This window comes from Pseudomonas sp. R1-1, assembly GCF_051132135.1.
GTDB lineage: Bacteria > Pseudomonadota > Gammaproteobacteria > Pseudomonadales > Pseudomonadaceae > Aquipseudomonas.
The window spans coordinates 2,993,697-3,011,747 of record NZ_CP071663.1; the positions used below are offsets into that span (position 1 = coordinate 2,993,697).

14 protein-coding genes are annotated in these 18,051 nt (G+C 59.3%); 10 read left to right on the forward strand and 4 right to left on the reverse strand.

Going from position 1 to position 18,051, the window contains the following annotated elements:
* Positions 1–31 precede the first annotated feature (31 nt).
* Positions 32–1,267, forward strand: a complete 1,236-nt coding sequence (locus tag J3P75_RS13555; RefSeq protein ID WP_434711110.1) for an MFS transporter — start codon at positions 32–34, stop codon at positions 1,265–1,267.
* Positions 1,268–1,301: 34 nt separating this feature from the next.
* Here the strand turns inward: J3P75_RS13555 and J3P75_RS13560 are convergent, their stop codons facing one another.
* Positions 1,302–2,270 carry an AraC family transcriptional regulator gene (locus J3P75_RS13560; RefSeq protein ID WP_434711112.1) on the reverse strand — a complete coding sequence of 323 codons (969 nt, stop codon included), beginning with the start codon at positions 2,268–2,270 and terminating at the stop codon, positions 1,302–1,304.
* A 102-nt stretch (positions 2,271–2,372) separates the two neighbouring features.
* Between J3P75_RS13560 and J3P75_RS13565 the strand changes: the two genes are divergently transcribed.
* Positions 2,373–3,623, forward strand: a complete 1,251-nt coding sequence (locus J3P75_RS13565; RefSeq protein ID WP_434711114.1) for an MFS transporter — start codon at positions 2,373–2,375, stop codon at positions 3,621–3,623.
* A gap of 113 nt (positions 3,624–3,736) precedes the next feature.
* On the opposite strand, the gene J3P75_RS13570 is transcribed toward J3P75_RS13565, so the two are convergent.
* Positions 3,737–4,651, reverse strand: coding sequence for a LysR family transcriptional regulator (locus tag J3P75_RS13570; protein WP_239007503.1), 915 nt, complete (start codon positions 4,649–4,651; stop codon positions 3,737–3,739).
* A gap of 270 nt (positions 4,652–4,921) precedes the next feature.
* Between J3P75_RS13570 and J3P75_RS13575 the strand changes: the two genes are divergently transcribed.
* The 4 genes from J3P75_RS13575 (at position 4,922) to pgm (ending at position 11,164) form a co-directional block, all read left to right on the forward strand.
* Positions 4,922–5,944: a zinc-dependent alcohol dehydrogenase family protein gene (locus J3P75_RS13575; protein WP_203418108.1), complete on the forward strand. Its 1,023-nt coding sequence runs from the start codon at positions 4,922–4,924 to the stop codon at positions 5,942–5,944.
* A gap of 551 nt (positions 5,945–6,495) precedes the next feature.
* The gene (locus tag J3P75_RS13580; RefSeq protein WP_434711116.1) at positions 6,496–7,962 is read left to right on the forward strand and encodes a hypothetical protein; all 1,467 of its coding nucleotides are present in this window, start codon (positions 6,496–6,498) and stop codon (positions 7,960–7,962) included.
* A gap of 49 nt (positions 7,963–8,011) precedes the next feature.
* Positions 8,012–9,412 (forward strand): PLP-dependent aminotransferase family protein, encoded by a 1,401-nt coding sequence (locus J3P75_RS13585; protein WP_434711294.1) that lies wholly within the window; start codon positions 8,012–8,014, stop codon positions 9,410–9,412.
* 105 nt (positions 9,413–9,517) lie between these two features.
* Complete coding sequence (gene pgm, locus J3P75_RS13590) at positions 9,518–11,164, forward strand: phosphoglucomutase (alpha-D-glucose-1,6-bisphosphate-dependent) (protein ID WP_434711117.1); 1,647 nt, start codon at positions 9,518–9,520, stop codon at positions 11,162–11,164.
* Between the two features lie 187 nt (positions 11,165–11,351).
* Here pgm and J3P75_RS13595 read toward each other — a convergent pair whose 3' ends face one another.
* A complete protein-coding gene (locus tag J3P75_RS13595) occupies positions 11,352–12,047 on the reverse strand; it encodes a pirin family protein (protein ID WP_434711119.1) in 696 nt (231 codons plus the stop codon).
* A gap of 255 nt (positions 12,048–12,302) precedes the next feature.
* On the opposite strand from J3P75_RS13595, the gene J3P75_RS13600 reads away from it, so the two are divergent.
* Positions 12,303–14,777: a UvrD-helicase domain-containing protein gene (locus J3P75_RS13600; RefSeq protein WP_434711120.1), complete on the forward strand. Its 2,475-nt coding sequence runs from the start codon at positions 12,303–12,305 to the stop codon at positions 14,775–14,777.
* A gap of 50 nt (positions 14,778–14,827) precedes the next feature.
* On the opposite strand, the gene J3P75_RS13605 is transcribed toward J3P75_RS13600, so the two are convergent.
* On the reverse strand, positions 14,828–15,100 hold the full coding sequence (locus tag J3P75_RS13605; protein WP_203418104.1) for a DUF1652 domain-containing protein: 273 nt from the start codon (positions 15,098–15,100) through the stop codon (positions 14,828–14,830).
* A 262-nt stretch (positions 15,101–15,362) separates the two neighbouring features.
* Between J3P75_RS13605 and J3P75_RS13610 the strand changes: the two genes are divergently transcribed.
* From J3P75_RS13610 to J3P75_RS13620, 3 genes are read left to right on the forward strand one after another with little or no spacing between them, the layout of a single operon-like run.
* Positions 15,363–16,178 (forward strand): helix-turn-helix domain-containing protein, encoded by an 816-nt coding sequence (locus tag J3P75_RS13610; RefSeq protein WP_434711122.1) that lies wholly within the window; start codon positions 15,363–15,365, stop codon positions 16,176–16,178.
* 52 nt (positions 16,179–16,230) lie between these two features.
* Entirely contained in the window at positions 16,231–17,637 is a 1,407-nt protein-coding gene (locus tag J3P75_RS13615) for an NAD(P)/FAD-dependent oxidoreductase (protein ID WP_434711124.1), read from the forward strand.
* Positions 17,638–17,668: 31 nt separating this feature from the next.
* On the forward strand, positions 17,669–18,013 hold the full coding sequence (locus J3P75_RS13620; RefSeq protein ID WP_206416259.1) for a cupin domain-containing protein: 345 nt from the start codon (positions 17,669–17,671) through the stop codon (positions 18,011–18,013).
* Positions 18,014–18,051: the final 38 nt, after the last annotated feature.

Here is an 18,051-nt window from a genome sequence, read left to right on the forward strand (position 1 = left end):
TGCTTCCAATAAAAACAAGACGGTGACTGTGATGACCTGGATGACCGCGCGCCTGAGCGCCATGATGTTTCTGCAATTTTTTATCTGGGGTGGCTGGTTTGTCACCCTGGGCACTTTTCTTTCCAGCCAGCTGGGCGCCAGTGGCAGCCAGATCGGCATGGCGTTCTCGACCCAATCCTGGGGCGCGATCATTGCCCCGTTCGTGATCGGGCTGATCGCTGACCGTTTCTTCAACGCCGAGCGCATCCTGGCGGTGCTGCATCTGCTGGGAGCGGTGTTGCTTTATCAGCTTTACCGAGCGCCAGATTTTGCCGCGTTCTATCCCTACGTACTCGCCTACATGATGATCTACATGCCGACGCTGGCATTGGTCAATTCGGTGGCCTTCCGGCAGATGAGCGACCCGGCGCTGGAGTTCTCGCGCATTCGTGTGTGGGGCACGGTGGGCTGGATTGTCGCCGGAGTGGTGATCAGTTTTGTGTTCGCCTGGGACTCGAAAGCCGCGATCGCGTCGGGCGGCCTGCGCAACACCTTCCTGATGGCGGCGCTGGCCTCTCTGGTGCTGGGCGTCTACAGCTTCACGCTGCCGCGTACCGCACCGCTGAAAACCGAGAACACCCGAACCGGTGTCAAACAACTCCTCGGCCTCGACGCCCTGGGCCTGCTGAAAGACCGCAGCTACCTGGTGTTTTTCATCGCCTCGATCCTGATCTGCATCCCGCTGGCGTTCTATTACCAGAATGCCAATCCGTTTCTGGCGGACATCGGCATGACCAATCCCACGGCGAAGATGGCCATCGGGCAGGTGTCCGAAGTGCTGTTCATGCTCCTGCTGCCGCTGTTCATTCACCGCTTCGGCATCAAGATCGCCTTACTGATGGGCATGCTGGCGTGGGCCTTGCGCTACGTGTTGTTTGCCTACGGCAACAACGCCGACCTGGCCTTCATGCTGTTCACCGGTATCGCCTTGCACGGCATCTGCTACGACTTTTTCTTCGTGTCCGGGCAGATCTACACCGATGCCAAAACCCCTCAACGCTTCAGAAGTTCGGCCCAAGGCCTGATTACCCTGGCGACTTACGGCGTGGGCATGCTGATCGGTTTCTGGGTCGCGGGGCATGTCTCCGACTACTACGCCACCCCTGAAGGGCATCAGTGGCAGCGCATCTGGTTGTTTCCGGCGTTCTTTTCGCTGGGCGTGGTGTTGGTGTTCGTGTTTGCCTTTCGAGATGCGCGCAAATCCGGGATGACGCCAGCCAAGGCTTGAGCGGGCACCTGCGCCTGTTCGCTCAAGCCATCGACTAGCTGCGTTCAGCTTGCCTGACCTTGCGACTCAATCCAGGCGTCTTGCCTGTGATGCGTTTGAATGCACGACTGAACGCGGCCTGGGAGGTATAGCCCAAACGCTGCGCTACCTCTTCAATCGGGAGCCTTTCGAGGGTCAGCCACTGGCTTGCAAGGCGCATTCGCAGTTCGGTGACATAGCGCAGCGGGGCCATGCCAATCGTCGTCTGAAAGCGGTCCGCGAAGGCCGAGCGTGAGGTATTGCAGTGCTCTGCCAACTGCGCAACCGTCCAGTCGCGGCCCGGTTGTTGATGGAGCGCAAGCAGTGCACCGGCCAAGCGGGGGTCCCGCAACGCGGCGACAAGGCCAGTAGCATTCCCGCAGGCGCACTCCACCCAGCCGCGAACGACCATGGCAGCCACTACGTCAGCCAACCGCGCGAGGATACCGGCGTAGCCAACGCGTGCGGCGCTGACCTCGCGTTCCATGGCGGTCAGGATCGGCACCAGCCCGGGGTAGCGCTGGCCGCCGGCGTCAATCAGCATCAAGCCCGGCATCAGCCTGCCAAGTCCGTGGATACTGCCCAGTTCAAACTCCATACACGCACTGAACAAAATAGTGCTCGGAACCGGGCTGGCATCGGTTCCGGTATCCACCGCGCTGACGGCGTCACCCAAGGGCGCACCGTCCAGACGATCGATGTCCTGGACAGGCGCATCCTGATGGGAAAACAGTTGATGGGCGACGCCATGGGAGATGAACACGGCGTTGCCGGCAGACAGCGCATAGGTGCTGCCGTCCTCCATTCGCAGCACCGCATTGCCGACCGCCATGAAGTGGAACCAGGCGTGCCCGGTTTTTTTTGCAAAACCCAAACCGAAGGTAGAGCCCGTCTGAATACGCCGGTATTCAACGCCACGCAGGCGCATGCTGCGCAACAGCTCGTTGATGAGGTCAGAGGAAAGGGCAAACTGATCGGCAGGCATCGTTCAGGTGTTTTGGTCAAAAATTCGAGACTAAGGATCATAGATCATCCAGTTTTCAGCGCCTAGACTGCGGCTCGAAATGAAGAGTGGGAGATCCAAGCAATGACTGATTGTGTAGCAAACACCGTGTCCGACCGCCATTGCGGCGTCAGCGCCGACGCAGAGCCTGCGGTACCTGCGTGGATGGCCGTCTTCTCGTTGGCAATGGGGGTGTTCGGCTTACTGACCGCTGAGTACCTTCCGGCCAGCTTGTTGACGCTGATGTCTACCGAGCTGGGCGTGTCCGAAGCGCTGGCTGGCCAGGCGGTAACGGTGACAGCCGTGGTGGCGCTGTTCGCTGGTTTGTTGGTGCCAGGTCTGACCCGCGGCATCGACCGACGTTGGGTGTTGTTGGGTTTTTCCGTGTTGATGGTCGCTTCCAATCTGTTGGTCGCGGTGTCCTCCAGCTTCGCGGTGCTGTTAGTGATGCGCATCTTGCTGGGCATTGCGCTTGGCGGGTTCTGGAGCATGGCGGCGGCGGTAGCGATGCGCTTGGTGCCGAGTGCCTTGTTGCCGCGGGCGCTGTCGATCATTTTCAGCGGCATCGCCATCGGCACCGTAGTGGCAGTGCCGCTGGGCAGCTATCTGGGCGGGCTGTATGGCTGGCGCAGCGCGTTCTTTGCAGCGGCGGCGGTAGGCATGGTGACCCTGGCTTTCCAGTCATTCACGCTGCCGAAACTCGCGCCGCGGCGGCCAGCCAGACTTCGCACCGTTCTTGAGGTGTTGCTGCGCCCAGGCATCGCCGTGGGCATGTTCGGTTGTGTGCTGGTGCACAGCGGACACTTCGCGATGTTTACCTATGTTCGGCCATTCCTTGAAGGGACTACCGGGATCGGTTCTCAAGGGCTGTCACTGATGCTGCTGGGGTTCGGTGTGGCGAACTTCGTCGGCACGCTGTTGGCCGGCAGAATGCTGGAACGCTACCCGCTGGCCACTCTGGTGCTGATGCCCGCGCTGGTCGGCGTTGCAGCCCTGGCGTTGGTGCTGTTGCCGGCCTCGGTACCGGGGCAGGCGGTGTTGCTGGCGGTTTGGGGCATGGCGTTTGGTGGTGTGCCGGTGGCGTGGTCGAACTGGGTCGCCAGCGCGGTACCGGATCAGGCGGAAAGCGCCGGAGGCATGGTAGTGGCCTCTGTGCAGTCGGCCATAGCCACGGGCGCCGCCGCGGGTGGGGCGATGTTCAGCCTCGGTGGCAGCGCAGGCGTATTCGTCGCGGCAGCCGTGCTGATGCTGCTGGCTGCGTTGCTGATTGCCCTGCGCGTCCGCATTCCCTCGGCCCATGGCGTTCGCCAGTCCAAACCTGCGCTGCACCTTTGATCCGGTTCCTCCGACCGCCTCGATTCGCCTCAAATCGTTGCGCACAGCAGGTATCGGTAATGCGCTGGAATGGTTTGAAAAAATAGTCAGCTGAACGGGCTGTCCGGCGACGCTTAAAGACTGTCCGGATCCCCAAAAAACATCTGAATCCGCGACCTCAACCAGCGCTCACCCGGGTCATTATCCTGCGACCCCCGCCAAGCCATGTGCAGTTCAAACGTACGCGTCGGCAGCGGCGGGTCTTCGGCGCGCAGTCCACCGGCGGCTGTCAGCGCGTCAGCCGTGTAATCCGGCACCGTCGCAACGATGTCAGTGCCCGCCAGCAGCGTCCCCAATCCATTGAATTGCGGCACGGCGAGCACCACGTGGCGCTTGCGGTCGAGTTTTTCCAGTTCTTCGTCGACGAAGCCGCTGAGGTCGCCGGCAAACGACACCAATGCATGCGGGCGGGCGCAGTAGTCGTCCAGGCTCAGCGGGCCGGGTACGGTGTCGGCGCGCAGCAGTTTGGGGGCGCTGCGGCGCAGGACTTTGCGCTTGGCATTGGCGGGCAGGTCGGTGGTGTAGCTGACGCCAATCGAGATTTCGCCAGAGGCGAGCAGGCCTGGCATCAGGATGTAGTTGACCCGGCGCACCACCAGCACGATGCCCGGTGCTTCGGCGCGCAGGCGCTTGAGCAGCATCGGCAGCAGGGCAAATTCGACGTCATCGGACAAACCGATCCGAAACACCGACGTGCTGGTAGCGGGATCGAAATCGGCGGCACGGCTGACGGCGGTCGAGATCGAGTCGAGGGCCGGCGAGAGCAGGGCGAAGATTTCCACCGCGCGGGCAGAGGGTTCCATGCTGCGCCCGGTGCGCACGAAGAGCGGGTCGTCGAACAGGCTGCGCAGGCGCGACAGCGCCGCACTGATTGCCGGTTGTCCGAGAAAGAGCTTTTCTGCCGCCCGGGTCACACTGCGTTCGTGCATCAATGTTTCGAATACGATCAACAGGTTCAGGTCGACACGACGCAGGTCATTACGATTCATCTGGAGTCCTGGCAGAGTCATCAAGCTTGACGAGAGCGGCCATATGAGAACAATGGCCGGCATGAATCTTACGGGGAAAGGCTGGTACTCTGCACCGGAAAATTCAGCTTTTACGAGACGGCGGCAGCGCTTTTTTGCAGGTTTATGCCCATGCCGCCCCTGTTGCGGAATCAATGACAGGCATGTCGACTATTAATAGCCACTGATGGTCTTGGGTCGAAAGCCCAGATAGAGTTCATGGCATTAGAGGTTACTTTGACGAGGTTTGCGATGTCCCGCACGATCCGTTTTCACAAGTTTGGTCCGGCCGAGGTGCTCAAATGCGAAGAGCATGCGGCCGCTCAGCCAGGTCCTGGCGAAGTGCAGGTGCGTGTCGAAGCCATCGGCATCAGCTGGTATGACACCCTCTGGCGTCAGAATCTGGCTTCGTCTCAGGCCCGCCTGCCTTCGGGCCTTGGCCATGAAATGGCCGGTGTGGTCACCGCAGTCGGTGCCGACGTCGAAGACCTGTCCGTGGGCGACAAGGTCGCCAGTTTTCCGGCTGAAAGCCCCAACGACTATCCGGTTTACGGCGAGTCGATCGTGCTGCCGCGTACCGCGCTGACGCGTTATCCGGATGTCCTCAGCCCGATCGAAGCCAGCGTGCATTACACGCCGCTGCTGATCGCCTACTTTGCCTACGCCGATCTGGCGCGGGTCAAGCCAGGGCAATTCGCCTTGGTCACGGACGCCAGCCATTGCGCTGGCCCGTCGTTTGTCCAGTTGGGCAAGGCGCTGGGTGTGCGGGTGATTGCCGCGACCAAGGAAGCCGAGGAGCGCGAGTATCTGCTGTCTCTGGGCGCAGAAAAGGTAATCGTCACCGAAGAGGAAGATCTGTTGATGCGAATCAACAAGATCACCGACAACCGCGGTGTCGACGTTGTGTTCGACGGCCTCGGTGGCCCGCAGATGTCATTGCTCGGTGATGTGCTGGCACCGCGCGGTAGCCTGGTGCTGTATGGCTTGCAGGGCGGCAATCAGACGCCGTTCCCGGCCTGCGCAGCGTTTCAGAAGAACATTCAGTTCTTCGTTCACTGCATCGGTAATTTCACCGGCAAGCCCGAGCTGGGGATTGCTCAGGATCACGTCGCCCTGCAACGAGCCTTGCGTGACATCAACCAGTTGACCGCTGACCGCGTACTGCTGCCACTGAAAACCCGTGTATTCGCGTTCAACGAGTTCGTCGAAGCACACCGCTACATGGACGAATGCCCGTGCCGCGAACGGGTCGCCCTGCAAGTCGAACCGGCGTAAGCCCTGCCTTCGGAGTCCGTGGTCCCACGGACTCCTATTCGTTTAGTCCCCCTTGTGAAAAACCGCACCTGTTGAGGCGCCATCCGCGTGCCTGTTGAACAACTGAGCTGGTTTTTGCTCTCGATCTGTATCTTCTAATCGCCCTATAAGCCCTGATAATTGAATGATTACTTTCATCTCAAGGAATGAGCCATGGCTGTGCATTCTATTTGTCCTGCGCGATATCTAACGGTTGAATCTGTTGATAGCGGCAACTTCTGTTTAATTGCTGTAAGACGATTCGGAAACCGCTTCTCTTTTTCTTGTACTCACTTGCCGTCGGACCCCGTGGGAAATTTCCTAGGACGAACGGTGAATGAGGGAAGTCCCGTAATTACGGGGCTTTGAGGCCAAAAAAAGGCAATCCTTGGGGTTCTGCCAGCTCAAGTGTTTCAAATAACTTCAAAGTTGTAAGTGTTAGCATTTGAGCGTCTATTACTTATTGATGAATTGTCGCGTCACGGATGTCTCCGTGAACGCGGCATGAACTTTTCGAATCCGGGTAAATACCGATGAGCACGATCCATGATCAAGCAATGAACTATGTCTACCAGCAAGTATTGCAACGCTTGCTGAGTTTTTTCTCCCGCGCTGAACGCACGGCCCTGCAGTTGCTGATTCAGCGGCTGGCGGTGGCCGCGGGTGGCATGGAACACATCGGTCAATTCAAGGTTCTGGTGAACCAGTCCGGGTCGCGCGACAGCTGTTACACCCTGGCGTTGCTGCGCGCTGCACAGTTGAGCATTGCGAGCCGTGCGCCGGCGACGTTTCAGCTGCGGGTAGCCAATCTGCGCTGGAACGGCAACAGCCAGACGTCCCTGCAGAACATGCATCGCAGCTACAGTGCCTTGTTCCTGTATGACGATCCACGGGTCGAGCTGGTGATGGTGGACCATAGGGAAGTCGTGCCGTTTGATCATCAGACGCAGATCAGCGATGCCGGTCGCGAAGCCAATCGCCTCAATTTGCTGCTGCTCGGGCATCGACGCAATTGGGATGAACCGCTGCATTTATGGGATGACGCCTACCTCGCCACCGCCGAGTTCTATGGCCAGATCGCACGCTGGAATCATGGCGTTGATGCCATGATCGGCAGCGAATCAACGCGCCGTCAGCAGCATTTTCTCGACGGGCTGGACCGGGCGGTGCAAAAGGCTGGCATCGCCGGGCCACAGGTGAGCAATGTGGGCTTCGACAGACTCTTCCCTTTGCTCGATGCGCTGGGTGGCGATTATTACCGGGAGTTCTACCCAGAGGAGGAGCGGGTAGCCTGGCATCCGCAAGGTCAGTTTGAAGCCTGTCGGCGCACCAGTTTCATTCATATCAACGACATGATTGTCGGCAAGCTCGAGGAGCGCTGGCCATTGCTCAGTGATTTCCTCGGTTTCCAGGCGGACGACATGACGCTCTATCAGCCCGACGATGAACACGCAGAGCCCGTGGTGGCAGCGCATCTACGCGGTTTGCAGGCGCAGTTCATCGCAGGTCGGACCTACGACGAGGGTGTCAGTGATTATCTGGCGAGCAGCTTGTTGACGATGCGGCAAAAACAGGTACCCGAATCCGTTTGCGAGCAACTGCTGGCCAGTTTCGGCAATTTGCGCGAGCTTGATCAACTGAGCGTACAGGCAGAAAGTGCGTTGCTGGCCAGTTTCGACTTGAACCAGATCCAGCTGACATGCCTGCTGTTTGCCCCGTTCATCGATGGCGGCGCGGGTCTTGAGCGATTCCTGCGCCATTGTCACCCCGGCATGCTGGTGGCGATCCCGGATCTGCACCGGGCAATGCAAGGCCTGCACGCCCCGGAACAGGTCGTGAAGTGGATGACCGACGTCAGCGGGCTGCCGCTCCGGTTGATCGTGCGTCTCTATGCGATGGGGCCGTTTCGCCTGGCCGCTGCAGATCAGGCCACCGCGCCGAGCCTGGACGACCAGGTCGCCACTGCACAGCCGCCTGCAGACCGCTCGGCAAAAGGCTGACCATGAGCCCTTTGTCAGGAGATGAATGGATGCCCACGGATACGGGATTGTGAAAGCGTCGAGGGATAATGACTTTGTTTATCAGGCGGTTTATCGGTATCTGACATCGTTGATAGACGAAGCCGGGAAGGGTGCAGCAGTGCGCCTGCCCTCGCTGCGACAACTGGCAGACCGGCTCAGCGTATCGATCTCGACAGTGCAGTACGCCTATTCGCTGCTGGAAAAGGAAGGGCGGGTCTACTCGATCGCCAAGTCCGGGTATTACGCCCAGGCGCTACACGACATGGATTCGCTGGAGAGCTGTCATGATTTGCTGGAAACGGTGTATGTCAACGCCAGACGCCCGGGCATGTGCGTGCTGAGCGCTGACGACCCGGCTTCACTGCAGCCACTGGACAGTCCGTTGTTGATGCTCGAGCGCGAATTGTTGCGCCAGTATCCACGCCAGCCGTCTTCGCTGATCCAGCCGTGCGGCGAGCGGGAGCTGCGCACGGTGTTGGCCGCGCGCTACACCACCTCGACGGCCAATTACTGGCGCGCAGACGACGTCTATATCGGCGCAGATTTACGTGGGGTACTGGAAATACTGATTGCGGTGCTGGAGTTGCGTGGCGCCACCGTCGTGGTCGAATCGCCATGTGACTGGGTTATCCTGCGTCTGTTGCAAGCAGCCCAGGTGCGCGTCATCGAATTGCCGCTGCTGGGCGAAGGTCAGGTGGATCCGCAACGGCTCGAGTCGCTGTTAACGCACGAATCGGTGCGTTTGATGCTGGTGTCTTCCGCATTGAACATGCCACGCGGCAGCCTGCGTCCGCTGAGAAACCAGCAGGCCATTGCGCATCTACTGACATTGCATGGCACCTGGGTACTGGAAAACGATTGCTACAGCGAACTACAGGACGGCGAGGGCGCACAGCCCTTGCGTGACTGGCTGGATCCTGAACGATTACTGGTGTTTTCAACATTCGAGAAGTTCATCGGCGCCGAGGCACCGTTCGGTTATCTGTTGTCGCGACATTGGCGTCATGAGTTGCAGCGGCACTTTCTGTTGCGTGCATTCCGCTTGTCACCGATTCGCCAGAAAGCCATTGCCAGACTGCTGGGGGGCGGGCGACTGGATCAGCATCTGTCGGTATTGCGAAGAATGCTCAAGGAACGCCGCACGCCGCTGATTGCGCTGTTGCGCGATCGCCTGGGCGATGCGCTGGATATCGTCGAGCCCGAAGGCGGCGCAACCGTATGGGTGCGCTCGCTGCGACCGGTGAATATGACTCAGGTTTTCCAGCGTCTGCTCAGACAGCAGATCGTGGTGGCGCCGGGCGAGTTGTTCAGCTTGCAGGGACTGCACGGGCAAAACCTGCGTTTGAGTACGCCGGGTCATGGTGAGCGTGAGCTGGCCAGTGTGGTCGGGCTGCTCGGTGACGCCCTGCGTCTGGCCCCCGCTGACTGACGTTAAAAAACATCGGAAGAGTCCCGGATAGATCCCGTCGCACTACGGTCAAACTGCCAGTAAACTGCGCTCTATTCCTGAATCACTCCACTTCAGAGGTTTTGCATGACACTCAGTCCTTTTGCGGGCAAACCGGCACCGGCAGAACTGTTGGTCGATATCCCGCGACTGGTAACGGCTTATTACACCGGACAGCCCGACGCGTCGATTTCCACTCAGCGTGTGGCGTTCGGTACGTCCGGACACCGGGGCAGTTCGTTCGACTTGAGTTTCAACGAGTGGCACGTTCTGGCAATCAGCCAGGCAATCTGCCTGTACCGCGAAGCGCAAGGCATTACCGGGCCATTGTTTGTCGGCATCGACACACATGCGCTATCGACCCCGGCCGGGGCCAGCGCGCTGGAAGTTCTGGCCGCCAACGGTGTCACGGTGATGATCGCCGAAGGTGACGAATACACCCCGACACCGGCCATTTCCCACGCCATTCTGTGCTACAACCGCGGCCGCACCTCGGGCCTGGCCGACGGCATCGTCATTACGCCGTCGCATAACCCGCCTCAAAGCGGTGGTTACAAATACAACCCCACTAATGGTGGGCCCGCCGACACCCATATCACCAAGTGGATCGAGGCCAAGGCCAATGAGCTGTTGGCCAACAAGCTCGCCGGCGTGAAGCGCATCAGCTACGAGCAGGCGCTCAAGGCCAGCACCACCCATCGTCATGACTACGTCAATACCTATGTTGCCGACCTGATCAATGTGATCGACTTCGATGCCATTCGTGACGCCAAGCTGCGTCTGGGCGTTGATCCGCTGGGCGGAGCAGGGGTGCGCTACTGGTCGGCGATCGCCGAGCACTACCGCCTGGATCTGCAAGTGGTCAATAAAGAAGTCGACGCGACGTTCCGCTTCATGACCGTTGACTGGGATGGCCAGATTCGCATGGACCCGTCGTCGAGCCACGCGATGCAAGGCCTGATTGGCCTGAAAGAGCGTTTCGACGTGGCGTTTGCCTGCGATCCGGATCACGACCGTCATGGCATCGTTACGCCTTCGGGTGGTCTGCTGGCGCCGAACAACTATCTGGCGGTTTCCATCGATTACCTGTTCCAGAACCGTCCGCAATGGCGCGCCGATGCCGCCGTGGGCAAAACCGTGGTCAGCAGCGGCTTGATCGACCGTGTCGCCCAGCGTCTGGGCCGTCGCCTGTACGAAGTGCCGGTCGGTTTCAAATGGTTCGCCGAAGGCCTGTTCGATGGTTCTCTGGGTTTCGGTGGCGAAGAAAGTGCCGGTGCGTCGTTCCTGCGCAAGGACGGTGGCGTCTGGAGTACCGACAAGGATGGTCTGATTCCGGCATTGCTCGCCGCGGAAATGACCGCGCGCACCGGGCGTGATCCGAGCCAGGCGTACAAGGCGCTGACCGATGAGTTGGGCGAGCCGTTCTCGGTGCGCGTCGATGCCAAGGCCAATCCGGAGCAGAAGGCGCTGCTGAGCAAGCTGTCGCCGGAGCAAGTGACCTCGACCGAATTGGCCGGTGAGAAAATCCAGAGCATTCTCAGCCACGCGCCGGGTAACGATCAGGCGATCGGCGGTCTGAAAGTGATGACCGAGAACGGCTGGTTCGCCGCACGGCCGTCGGGCACCGAAGACATTTACAAGATCTACGCCGAGAGCTTTATCGGTGATGACCACCTTAAACAACTGGTGGTTGAAGCGCAGGCATTGGTGGATGGCGCTATTTCCAGCCGTTGATGCTTGAACGATGACAAAAAGCCCCCGCCATCTCACGATGGCGGGGGCTTTTTCATTTCAAACAGCAACCAGCATTCCCGGTGGGAGCGAGCCTGCTCGCGGATGCGGCGGATCAGCAAACGACTCATCGACTGAAACTACGCCATCGCGAGCAGGCTCGCTCCCACAAGGGGTTGCAGTGGAGGCCTCAGGCCAGATCCACAAGAACGATTTCACTGTCTTCAACCGCAGTCACCGTCAGCACTTGCTCCTGCGCAACCGCAACGCCGTCTCGAGCTTGTGCACGCAAGCCATTGACTTCAATCACCCCGGTAGCCGGGACGAGATACGCGCGGCGCCCTTCATCCAGACGGTATTGCGCGGTTTCGCCGGCTTTGAGATTCGCTGCAACCAGACGCGCATCGGCGCGGATTCGCAGGCTCTGATCATCGCCGTCCTTGCCGCTGGCCAAGGTTACAAACCCTTCACGCTGGCCTTTCGGAAACGGTTTGGCACCCCAAGAGGGCGGCGCACCGGTTTCAGTCGGCAGAATCCAGATCTGGAATATCCGCGTGTCTTTGGCTTCGAGGTTGTATTCACTGTGCGCAATTCCGGTGCCTGCGCTCATAACTTGCACGTCACCCGCCTCGGTGCGGCCCTTGTTACCAAGGTTGTCCTGGTGGGTGATCGCACCTTCACGCACATAAGTGATGATTTCCATGTCGCGGTGCGGATGCTGCGGAAAACCGCTGCCGGCGGCGATCACGTCGTCATTCCACACGCGCAGGTTGCCCCAGTTCATGCGTTGCGGGTCGTAATACTCGGCGAACGAGAAATGGTGGTGGGCGTCGAGCCAGCCATGATTGGCTGCGCCCAGCGAATTGAAAGGTCTGAGTTCAAGCATGATCGTCTCCGCAATAGGTTCGGCACAGGGCGAAACCGGTGGTTTATGACGGCGATCATCTACCCGTTAACTATCGATAAAAAGCGTAAAAAATGCGCCATTACCATCGAATTACTTGATGTAAAGAAAAACAAAAACATCTCACCCGACTTTCATTTCATCGCCTAAACCGATGACCCATAAGCATTTCGCTAGAAACGCGCGGCGAATCCGGCCACCATAGCCGCCTCAGCCTCACACACTGGAGCCGTCTGCGTGGCGCAACACACCCCCGATCTCCCACCCGAACTTCGGCCACTGGCCGAGATGCCCTGGTTCAAACGCCTGGCGGCGCGTTTTTTCGGCCATGGCTTGACCCGTCTGCGCGCGCAGCACCGCGCGTCCTGGTTGCACGGGCAAGCGGATGGTTTTCGCAGCGGGCACACCGCGGGTGTCGATTACGGCTTTAAACAAGGCAAACTCGAGGGGCTGGAGGAAGGTCGGCAGGTGCTGCTGATTCGCGACAGCCGCAACACCGAGCACCGCCCGCCCAGCGTCGACAACCATTTGTTCGACGATTGGCGACTGCCGCTGACGGCCGAACTGAAAAAACGCATGAAAGCCGATGTCGCACGCCTGTTGCCTGCCCACGCGCAGCCAAGCGCCGCGCAATGGAAGATGATCTTCAGCGAAACACCGTCGACCTCGGTGGTCGCCGGGGCTGGCGCGGGGAAGTCGACCACGCTGGTGCTGCGTATCCTGCTGCTCAAGCACTATCTGGGTTTCGAGCTGGACTCGATGACGGTGGTGACCTTCACCCGCGAGTCGCGCAAGGATTTCATCAACAAACTGATCGACGTGTTCGCACTCTGGGATTTGCCAGTGAATTCGCGCCAGGCTCGCGAACTGGTGCGCACTTTCCATTCGCGCATTCTGCCGATGGTGCGCAGCTTGCCGGGTTTCGAGCGTTTGCAGGCTTTCGAGAATCTCAGTGACAGAGCGCAGGGCGCCGCCGAAGAGGTCGACAGCAACCCGTTTGACCTGCGCATCAATGACGCGCAACGCCAGCAGCTCAATGCCTGCTATCACCGCTTGTTTAACCAGGATGAACGTTTCCGTCAGTTGATTCAGCCGTTGTCCCGCGCCGGTTTGCAGTTGAAGGAACTGGAGCGCGATCACCCGGACGTACAGAAACGCGTAGCGGTAACGGAACTGGCGTCGCGTCGCGATGAAGAATTGTGCGATGTGATCGAGGATCTGTGGTTTCGCGCCGGTGCGTGGCCGATCAAGGGCATCGAACCGAATCGGCAGACGTTCGAGATCAATGGTGCGAAATTCCATAGTCATGGCTACATCCCGAGTCTTGATGCCTGGGTAGTGCTGGGCTTCGATCAACGCGAGAACCCTCAGCTTTCCCGGCCCAACGCCAAGCTCAGCGTGCGCGCCGAATGGGCGGTAAAGCGCACCCTGTTTCAAGCTTTCTGTCGTAAGCCGTTGATCTGGATGGATAGTTACGATTCGTCGAAGCGCATCCTGGCAACCTTGGCCGGGGATGCCAGCGCCGGTCCGGGCTTCGAATACAAGGTCAAGGGAGAGCTGACTTCGGCGCCGTTGCTCGATTGTTTTGTCGCCGCGGCCGGGTTTATCGAGAACCTGGGGCTGGATGTGCCTGACGCAGTCGGTCGCATGAGTTTCGCCAAAGACGATCCGGACCGGTTTTTCTTCGAGGCGCTGAGCCTGTTCTGGCGTGCATTCGAAGATCATCTGCTCGACCAGAAACCGCCGGTCATGACCTATAACCGGATGTTCGCCTTGTTCAGCGAGCACTCGCCGGAAAATCTCAAGCTGTTAAGCGACGAACTGCTTCGGCCGCTGTCGCACCTGATGATTGACGAATTTCAAGACGTTTCGCCGCAGATCGTTTCCTGGATCCGCGCAAGCCTCGCTGAAATCCGCAGCCGAGGTCCGGCCATGCACGTCGGGCGCGGGGCGCAGCGTTCGTCATTGCTGTGCGTTGGCGATGACTGGCAGTCGATCTATGGCTGGCGCGGCAGTTCGCCGATTTACTTCATGGCGTTCGACAAGGAATTCCCGTCGCCGAGCACCACGCGTGTGATGCTCAGCGACAATTATCGCAGCCACCAGCACATCATCGACGCCGCCGAACATATCGTCCGCGCGGCGCCGGCCATCCCGGGCAAAAAGGCCAAGGCCAGCGGTGCGCCCAAGCCGTTGCAAGCGGTCAATGTTCTCGAGCGTGACGATCAGGCACTGGCTGAGCGGTTGTCCGAGCACTATCGCCAAGGCCATTCGATCTTGATGCTTTATCGAAAAAGCAGCGATAAGCCATTGATAGCAGAGCATATTCAGTCTGTACTTAATGTAGATTCGAGCTTGCCGTACGAAGCTCGGCGTCTGAAGCAACTGACTTATCACAGTGCCAAAGGCCTGCAGGCCGATGCGGTGTTTCTGCTCGGCGATTGTCAGCACCTGACCAGTTCGCCTTACAAGAATCAGGTTTACCGCATGGCCGGGCTCGGTAAAGCGGGCGACAGCGAGCCATATGACAATGCGCAGAAAGACGAAATCCTGCGCCTGGCCTACGTAGGCATCACCCGTGCGGTCCGCCATTGCTACTGGTACGTTGAACCGCAGGACGCGCAAGCGGTGAACATGCCACGGGCGTCCGATCGGGTCGCCAGCAACAAGCCGTTCTTTGCTGATCAGCGTAAGGCCAGGCAAACCACCTGAGCACAAAAAAGCCCGCACACTGCGGGCTTTTTTCTTTATGGATCAACAGGCTAGGCGTAACTCCTGAGAGACTCTGGAGGAATGAAAGCTTCCAGCTCATCCTCCACAGCCTCGATGATTCGTTCCACATCTGCTGCATTCATGACCGTCGCGCAGGGAATACCGGCGATGGCAATCATGGTTTCCCCACTGGCGCGATCGAACAGACGGGCGACCATGCTGCCTGGCGCGTCCATCGTTGCTTCGAAACCCATGGGATGAAAATGCCAGCGCATCAGCTGGCATGCATTGGGGAACGTGACTTTGCTAAACCCTTTATTCATGTGTTGCCCGCCTTCTTCATCGAGCGCTTCCGTTTGCCCATGTTAGGTGGGAAGAGCCTTCATTGGCTCAACCGGTGACAGTTATTAAAAGTAGCATTCAGTTGTGAAATTCTCGTGAGAATTTTCAGTCCATTTGGCGATTGCAGCGATTTTTTTGATGTGGATCACGTCGAGGCGTGAACTCGCCAAATGGCCATCACTGATTTTTCGTTGCCGCCAATGCCAATGTTGGGCAAGCTCGGTTCTTTTTTTCGAGCCTTCTATGCACGCCGACGATGACGGCCCCGAACAGACCCAGGCCACGGCTGGCACGGTCATGCGCTATCACTTGAGCTGGAAACATCGCGACCTGGACAGCGTCATGGCGCTGTATCACCCGGACATCCAGTACAACGACTTCTTCCAGAATCGTGTGCTCGGTCTCGATGAGTTGCGCGAATACGTGCGCGTCAGCATGCCGCGAGAATCCGACGAACTGCTTGAGCACTGCGACCGCATTCGCGTCGATGGCAACACTGCGTTCATTCAATACGAAGTGACCTTACGTGGTGGTGATGGCCTGGTGTCGTTTCGTTCGAGCGAGGCGATCACCGTCAAGGACGGGCTGATCTGGCGGGTCAATGAATATGCCTCGCTGGTGCGTACGCAAGCAGATGGCACTGCCTCGTCGAATCAGCGCCCGGCAGAGAGTCACCTGGGACTGTCACCGCGCCAGCTGAGTTTTATGGCTGAAGATCTGCAGCAGTACTTCGAAAAGCAGCAGCCGTACCTCGATTCCGACCTCGATTTGCAGCGGGTGGCGAAGGAGTGCGGCTACAGTCGCAACCAGATTTCCTACCTGCTCAATCAAGTGCTCGGGCAAAGCTTCTACCGCTACGTCAATCAGGCGCGCCTGCAGCATTTGCTGCGTTCGCTCGACAGCGCGGTGCCGCCGCTGCGCATCGATGAGCTGGCATTTGCCGCCGGCTTCAATTCGTTGTCGGCGTTTTACAGTTGTTTCCGCCAGCACACCGGGCAGTCGCCCAAAGCCTACGTCAAACAAATTTCTTTGCGGGCACGCGCGCAAGACAGCCACTGAGCGCTGCCACTAGGATCGACGCCATCGAAGGTTTTCAGTGGCGGAGTCTGGCATGCCGGCGTGGCGCACGATCAGTTTGTGGATGGACCAGCTCGACGAGTCGCTGACCGCGCGGCCGGAGCTGGAGCGGGACCTGGATGTCGATGTGGCAATTATCGGCGCGGGATACACCGGGCTGTGGACCGCGTATTACCTGAAAAAACACGCACCGGGCCTCGACATTGCGATTGTCGAAGCGCAAACCGCCGGTTTTGGCGCATCCGGGCGCAATGGCGGCTGGCTGATGGGCAATCTGCTTGGCGAGGATCGCTTGCTCGCTGGACTGTCACCGCAGCAGCGTCGGGCGTCATTCGATTTGTTGCACAGCATTCCCGACGAGGTGGAGATCGTCCTTGAACAGGAAGGTATCGACTGTGATTATCGCAAAGGCGGGGTGCTGTACTGCGCGGCGCGTTATCCGGAGCAGGAAGCGAACCTGCGCGACTATCTGGCAAAACTGCACACCCAAGGCCTGACCGACGACGATTACCGCTGGCTCAGCCCGGAACAACTGGCGCAGCAGCTGCGCATCGCCAAACCTTACGGGGCTATTTACGCACCTCATGTAGCAACCATTCACCCGGCGAAACTGGTGCGTGGTCTGGCGCGTACCGTGCAGGACATGGGCGTGAAAATCTACGAAAACAGCCCGGTCACGCAATGGCAGTCCGGCAGTTTGCGCACGGCCAAGGGCAGTGTGCGCAGCCGCTGGATCGTGCCGGCCGTCGAGGGCTATTCGGTCACATTGCCACCGCTGGGCCGTTATCAGTTGCCGGTGCAAAGCCTCATAGTCGCCACCGAGCCACTGTCCCAGGCGACCTGGGACGAAATCGGCCTCAATCGCGGTCAGGCCTTCAGTGAATTCAGCCGCCAGGTCACTTACGGCCAGCGCAGCGCTGACAACCGTTTGATCTTCGGCGCACGCGGCGGCTACCAGTTCGCCGGCAAGCTGCGCCATAACTTTGATCTGAGCCGTGATGAAGTCGAGCTGCGCCGTTATCTGTTCGGAGAACTGTTCCCGCAGCTGAAAAACGTGCAGATCACCCACGCCTGGGGCGGCAATCTCGGCATGTCGCGACATTTCAAACCGCACATGCTGTGCGACCGTGCCAATGGTATTGCGCTGTCAGGCGGTTATGGCGGGGAGGGCGTCGGTGCCAGCAATCTCGGCGGTCGTACCCTGGCCGATCTGATTCTCGAGCGCGACAGCGAGTTGGTCCATCAGCCCTGGGTGCTGGCGGACGGTGGCATTCACGCGTTACGCGCGTGGGAGCCGGAGCCGTGCCGTTGGCTCGGTTACAACGCGATCATCAAAAGCTTCGTCCACGAAGACCAGACCCTGGCGAATCCGGCGACCGCGCCGTGGCGGCGCAAACTCGCCAGCCGGGTCGCCGGTTTCATGGAAGGCTTCATGCATTAAGCGTCGTTCATTTCCAAAAACAGGTAAGCCCATGAGCATCACCCAGTTCAAAAATACCGCCACGTTGCAACTCGACGAATCCAGCCCGGTGGCCGTGCCCCTCGGCGAGCCGGTCGCCATCGCCTCGACCACCAGCGTCGAGCGCGACGATGGCGTCGAAACCGGGGTCTGGGAATGCACGCCCGGGCGCTGGCGCCGGCAGATCACCGCGCAGGAGTTCTGCCATTTCATTTCCGGACGCTGCACCTTCACCCCCGATGACGGTGGCGAAACCCTGCACATACAAGGTGGCGACGCACTGATGTTGCCGGCCAACACGCTCGGTATCTGGGATATCCAGGAAACCGTGCGCAAGAGCTACGTGCTGATTTTCTGATTATTTGATCCTTTGATTGCCTGCCAACAAGAAAGACA

What these genes read in the sequence shown, in the direction of transcription:
- J3P75_RS13555 (WP_434711110.1), top strand. Translation starts at nt 32, where the DNA reads ATGACCTGGATGACCGCGCGCCTGAGCGCCATGATGTTTCTGCAATTT.
- J3P75_RS13560 (WP_434711112.1), bottom strand. Translation starts at nt 2,270, where the DNA reads ATGCCTGCCGATCAGTTTGCCCTTTCCTCTGACCTCATCAACGAGCTG.
- J3P75_RS13565 (WP_434711114.1), top strand. Translation starts at nt 2,373, where the DNA reads ATGACTGATTGTGTAGCAAACACCGTGTCCGACCGCCATTGCGGCGTC.
- J3P75_RS13570 (WP_239007503.1), bottom strand. Translation starts at nt 4,651, where the DNA reads ATGAATCGTAATGACCTGCGTCGTGTCGACCTGAACCTGTTGATCGTA.
- J3P75_RS13575 (WP_203418108.1), top strand. Translation starts at nt 4,922, where the DNA reads ATGTCCCGCACGATCCGTTTTCACAAGTTTGGTCCGGCCGAGGTGCTC.
- J3P75_RS13580 (WP_434711116.1), top strand. Translation starts at nt 6,496, where the DNA reads ATGAGCACGATCCATGATCAAGCAATGAACTATGTCTACCAGCAAGTA.
- pgm (WP_434711117.1), top strand. Translation starts at nt 9,518, where the DNA reads ATGACACTCAGTCCTTTTGCGGGCAAACCGGCACCGGCAGAACTGTTG.
- J3P75_RS13595 (WP_434711119.1), bottom strand. Translation starts at nt 12,047, where the DNA reads ATGCTTGAACTCAGACCTTTCAATTCGCTGGGCGCAGCCAATCATGGC.
- J3P75_RS13605 (WP_203418104.1), bottom strand. Translation starts at nt 15,100, where the DNA reads ATGAATAAAGGGTTTAGCAAAGTCACGTTCCCCAATGCATGCCAGCTG.
- J3P75_RS13610 (WP_434711122.1), top strand. Translation starts at nt 15,363, where the DNA reads ATGCACGCCGACGATGACGGCCCCGAACAGACCCAGGCCACGGCTGGC.
- J3P75_RS13615 (WP_434711124.1), top strand. Translation starts at nt 16,231, where the DNA reads ATGCCGGCGTGGCGCACGATCAGTTTGTGGATGGACCAGCTCGACGAG.
- J3P75_RS13620 (WP_206416259.1), top strand. Translation starts at nt 17,669, where the DNA reads ATGAGCATCACCCAGTTCAAAAATACCGCCACGTTGCAACTCGACGAA.